General features: G+C 53.9%; 1 protein-coding gene. It reads left to right on the forward strand.

Translation table 11 applies throughout. From position 1 onward, the window contains the following. Positions 1-310 precede the first annotated feature (310 nt). On the forward strand, positions 311-786 hold a 476-nt coding region (locus KHU33_RS26170; RefSeq protein ID WP_211468486.1), incomplete at its 3' end, for a superoxide dismutase.

Raw genomic sequence — 786 nt, forward strand, 5'->3', positions numbered from 1 at the left:
CAGCGCACGTTTTGGTTGGAACCCTCCGGGAACGGCTGCAGGCGTCGCATGCCGTTGTTGCGACTCCTTGCCGTAGCACCGCTACGTCGCGTCGTCGCGCCTAGGCACGCAACACCTGCCGCGCGTTCGCACTCCCAAATCATATGTCAACAGGCCCTAGTTAAAGCGAGAAGAATTCGTAAGCTTGCTGCATGGATCAGCTAAGCGCTTTACAATAGCTCTTCCCTGGAAACTGTTCATGAGATGTATGTTCATGAGATGTATACACAGCTTCTTTGTATTTCCAATAAAACTATAGTAAGGACACAACATGGCACACACACTCCCGCCCCTACCATACGACCTGGACGCATTGGCTCCACACATCTCCAAGGAAACTCTGGAATTTCACTATGGCAAGCATCACCAGACCTATGTGACCAACCTGAACAACCTGATCCCAGGCACAGAATTCGAAAACGCATCACTGGAAGACATCGTCAAGAAATCTTCCGGCGGCGTTTTCAACAATGCAGCGCAAGTCTGGAACCACACTTTCTACTGGCACAGCCTGTCGCCGCAAGGTGGCGGCGCACCAACCGGCGCATTGGCAGATGCGATCAACGCCAAGTGGGGTTCGTTCGACAAATTCAAGGAAGAGCTGACCAAGACCGCAATCGGCACTTTCGGTTCCGGCTGGGCCTGGCTGGTAAAGAATGCTGACGGTTCGCTCGGCCTGGTATCGACTTCCAACGCCGCCACGCCACTGACCACCGACGCCAAGCCTTTGCTGACAGTCGACGTTTG

Source organism: Collimonas silvisoli, from assembly GCF_018305005.1.
Lineage (GTDB): Bacteria > Pseudomonadota > Gammaproteobacteria > Burkholderiales > Burkholderiaceae_D > Collimonas > Collimonas silvisoli.